Origin of the sequence: Rhodococcus sp. (in: high G+C Gram-positive bacteria) (assembly GCF_049591685.1) — a bacterium.
Taxonomy (GTDB): Bacteria; Actinomycetota; Actinomycetes; order Mycobacteriales; family Mycobacteriaceae; genus Rhodococcoides.
On record NZ_JBAWFH010000078.1, the window covers coordinates 1 to 3,756 of the forward strand.

At 64.2% G+C, this 3,756-nt stretch carries 4 protein-coding genes; all 4 read left to right on the plus strand.

All coding sequences use genetic code 11. From position 1 onward, the window contains the following. On the plus strand, nt 1-420 hold a 420-nt coding region (gene whiA, locus WBQ44_RS03595; RefSeq protein ID WP_495565367.1), incomplete at its 5' end, for a DNA-binding protein WhiA. Between the two features lie 134 nt (nt 421-554). Continuing rightward, a complete protein-coding gene (gene gap / locus WBQ44_RS03600) occupies nt 555-1,574 on the plus strand; it encodes a type I glyceraldehyde-3-phosphate dehydrogenase (RefSeq protein ID WP_495565368.1) in 1,020 nt (339 codons plus the stop codon). A gap of 4 nt (nt 1,575-1,578) precedes the next feature. Further along, nucleotides 1,579-2,790, plus strand: a complete 1,212-nt coding sequence (locus tag WBQ44_RS03605; protein WP_495565369.1) for a phosphoglycerate kinase — start codon at nt 1,579-1,581, stop codon at nt 2,788-2,790. Nucleotides 2,791-2,794: 4 nt separating this feature from the next. Further along, complete coding sequence (tpiA, locus tag WBQ44_RS03610; protein WP_495565370.1) at nt 2,795-3,601, plus strand: triose-phosphate isomerase; 807 nt, start codon at nt 2,795-2,797, stop codon at nt 3,599-3,601. Nucleotides 3,602-3,756 lie beyond the last annotated feature (155 nt).

Genomic DNA, 3,756 nt, shown 5'->3' on the forward strand with positions numbered 1-3,756 from the left:
GGTGAAGCCATCGGCGCCCTGCTGACGCGCATGGGCGCCCAGGACACCCGCCTCGTCTGGGAGGAACGCCGCATGCGTCGCGAGGTGCGCGCAACGGCCAACCGCCTCGCCAACTTCGACGACGCGAATCTGCGTCGCTCCGCGAGGGCAGCCGTGGCAGCAGCGGCCCGGGTCGAGCGCGCACTGCATATCCTCGGCGACGACGTACCCGATCATCTCGCCGCAGCCGGGGCGCTTCGGGTGCAGCATCGACAGGCATCGCTCGAGGAGTTGGGCCAACTGGCCGATCCACCCATGACCAAGGACGCCGTCGCCGGACGAATACGGCGGTTGCTGTCGATGGCGGACCGCAAGGCCAAGGACACCGGCATTCCCGACACCGAGTCGGCAGTCACCGCCGAATTGCTCGACGAAGCGTGAAAACCCCTGCCGATGGGTGATGCGCGCGCGAGCGTGGCGGGACCACTAGGGTGGAAACCGCGTGTGGGTCGTCCCCGCAGGCAGAACACGACACATGTTTCATCAACATTGGTTCAACAACTTAGGAGCGAACAGTGACGATCCGGGTAGGCGTGAACGGCTTCGGCCGCATCGGACGTAACTTCTTCAGGGCGGTCGACGCGCAGAAAGCTTTCGGCACCACCGACATCGAGATCGTGGCTGTCAACGACCTCACCGACAACGCAGCCCTGGCTCACCTCCTCAAGTACGACTCCATCCTGGGCCGTCTGCCGCACGACGTGAGCCTCGAGGGCGACGACACCATCGTCGTCGGTGACCAGAAGATCAAGGCACTGTCGTTGCGCGAGGGACCGTCTGCACTTCCCTGGGGAGACCTGGGAGTCGACGTCGTCGTCGAATCCACCGGTATTTTCACGGACGCAGCCAAGGCCAAGGGTCACCTCGACGCCGGCGCGAAGAAGGTCATCATCTCCGCGCCCGCCAAGGGCGAGGACATCACCATCGTGATGGGCGTCAACGACGACAAGTACGACGGCAGCCAGAACATCATCTCCAACGCCTCGTGCACCACGAACTGCCTCGGCCCCATCGCCAAGGTCCTCGACGACGAGTTCGGCATCGTCAAGGGACTCATGACCACGATCCACGCGTACACCCAGGATCAGAACCTGCAGGACGGCCCGCACAGCGACCTTCGTCGTGCCCGTGCAGCAGCCGTCAACGTCGTCCCCACGGGAACGGGCGCCGCCAAGGCAATCGGCCTAGTTCTTCCGCAGCTGCTCGGCAAGCTGGACGGATACGCGCTGCGCGTGCCGATTCCCACCGGTTCGGTGACCGACCTGACGGCCAACCTGAAGAAGTCCGCCTCCGCGGACGAAATCAACGCCGCGATGAAGGCCGCCGCAGAGGGTCCGCTGAAGGGCATCCTCAAGTACAGCACCGACCCGATCGTCTCCTCGGACATCGTCACCGACCCGCACTCGTCGATCTTCGACGCGCCGCTCACCAAGGTCATCGACGACCAGGTCAAGGTCGTCTCGTGGTACGACAACGAGTGGGGCTACTCCAACCGTCTCGTCGACCTCATCGGTCTCGTCGGAAAGTCCCTGTAGACACATGGCAGTCAAAACTCTGCAGGATCTGCTCGACGCAGGTGTGTCCGGGCGGGCGGTGCTCGTCAGATCGGATTTCAACGTCCCGATCGACAACGGCGTCATCGCAGACCCCGGCCGCATCGTCGCGTCGCTGCCAACTCTTCAAGCGCTACTCGACGCGGGTGCCAAGCTCATCATCACGGCACACCTGGGACGCCCGGACGGAAAGCCCGACGCCGAGTTCTCGTTGGCGCCGGTGGCGTCAAAGCTGGGGGAGCTTCTCGGTCGGCACGTCCAGCTAGCCGGTGACGTCGTCGGTCAGGATGCCCAGGCGCGCGCAGAAGGCCTCACCGACGGTGACGTGCTGCTGCTCGAGAACATCCGCTTCGATCCGCGAGAGACCAGCAAGGACGAGGCCGAGCGCGCCGCGCTGGCCGCAGAGCTGGTCGCACTGACCGACGGTGAGGGTGCGTTCGTGTCCGACGGGTTCGGCGTCGTTCACCGCGAGCAGGCTTCGGTTTACGACGTGGCCAAGTTGCTGCCGTCGTACGCGGGTAGCTTGGTGGCCACCGAGGTCGAGGTTCTGAAAAAGCTGACCGAAAGCCCGGAGCGTCCGTACGCGGTGGTGCTCGGCGGTTCCAAGGTTTCGGACAAGCTGGCCGTCATCGAGGCGCTCGCGCCCAAGGTCGACACCCTCGTGATCGGCGGCGGGATGTGCTTCACATTCCTCGCAGCGCAAGGACAGTCGGTCGGATCCTCGCTTCTGCAGGAAGACATGATCGACACCTGCAAGGAGCTCCTCGAACGCTTCGGTGACGTCATTCACCTGCCGAAGGACGTCGTGGTCGCGGATTCGTTCTCGGCTGATGCCGAGTCCAAAACCGTTCCCTCGCACCAGATTCCGGACGGCTGGATGGGTCTCGACATCGGCCCCGAGTCGGTACAGCGTTTCGGTGCGGTCCTACGGGCGGCGAAGACCGTGTTCTGGAACGGCCCCATGGGTGTGTTCGAGTTCGAGGCGTTCGCGGCCGGCACCAAGGGCCTCGCCGAGGCAATTGTCGGAGCAACCGGCCACGGCGCGTTCAGCGTTGTCGGCGGTGGAGATTCGGCCGCTGCCGTCCGAGCCCTCGGACTTCCCGACGACGGTTTCTCGCACATCTCGACCGGCGGAGGCGCGTCACTCGAATACCTCGAGGGCAAGCAGCTTCCCGGTCTCGCAGCACTGGAAGGCTGAGACGATGGCATCACCCGGCGGGTCGACCGCACGCAAGCCTCTGATCGCCGGCAACTGGAAGATGAATCTGAACCACCTCGAGGCAATCTCGCTGGTTCAGAAGATCGCTTTCTCACTGCCTGCGAAGTACTTCGACAAGGTGGACGTGACGGTGATCCCACCGTTCACCGACATCCGGAGCGTTCAGACGTTGATCGAGGGCGACAAGCTCCTGCTCACGTTCGGCGCGCAGGATGTGTCCGCGCACGATTCCGGTGCGTACACGGGCGAGATCAGTGGTTCCATGCTGGCGAAGATGGGATGCACGTACGTCGTCGTCGGTCACTCCGAGCGTCGAACGTTGCACGGTGAGGACGACGCGACCGTTCTCGCGAAGACCAAGGCCGCGCTCAAGCACGGGCTGACGCCCATCGTGTGCATCGGCGAAGGTTTGGATATCCGCGAGTCCGGCGAACACGTGGCGTACAACGTTGCGCAGCTGCGCGGATCGCTCGACGGTCTCACTACCGACGACATCGCAAAGATTGTCATTGCTTACGAGCCGGTCTGGGCGATCGGAACCGGCAAGGTGGCAAGCGCGTCAGACGCACAGGAAGTGTGTGCGGCCATTCGCGAGGAGTTGAAGACGTTGGCCTCGGCCGAGGTCGCTTCCGGTGTACGCGTGCTGTACGGAGGGTCGGTCAACGCCAAGAACGTCGGCGAGATAGTCGGCCAGACCGACGTCGACGGAGCCCTCGTCGGTGGTGCGTCGCTCAAGGCAGACGAGTTCGCGACACTGTCCGCGATCGCTGCAGGTGGGCCACTGCCCTGATCGGTTGTTCACGGACGATGCTCGTGAACCGAGAATGCCACCCAGGTAGCGGATGTCCTCGCGCAGCGGCTCGGTCAACTCTCGACCGTGCGACGTGGGCGTGACGAACGCCGGGGAACCGGCGGACTCGTTAGCGGTTCTGCTCATGAACCGAT

Excerpts from the sequence above, each read along its gene's own strand:
- WBQ44_RS03605 (WP_495565369.1), top strand. The coding sequence starts at position 1,579 with ATGGCAGTCAAAACTCTGCAGGATCTGCTCGACGCAGGTGTGTCCGGG.
- tpiA (WP_495565370.1), top strand. The coding sequence starts at position 2,795 with ATGGCATCACCCGGCGGGTCGACCGCACGCAAGCCTCTGATCGCCGGC.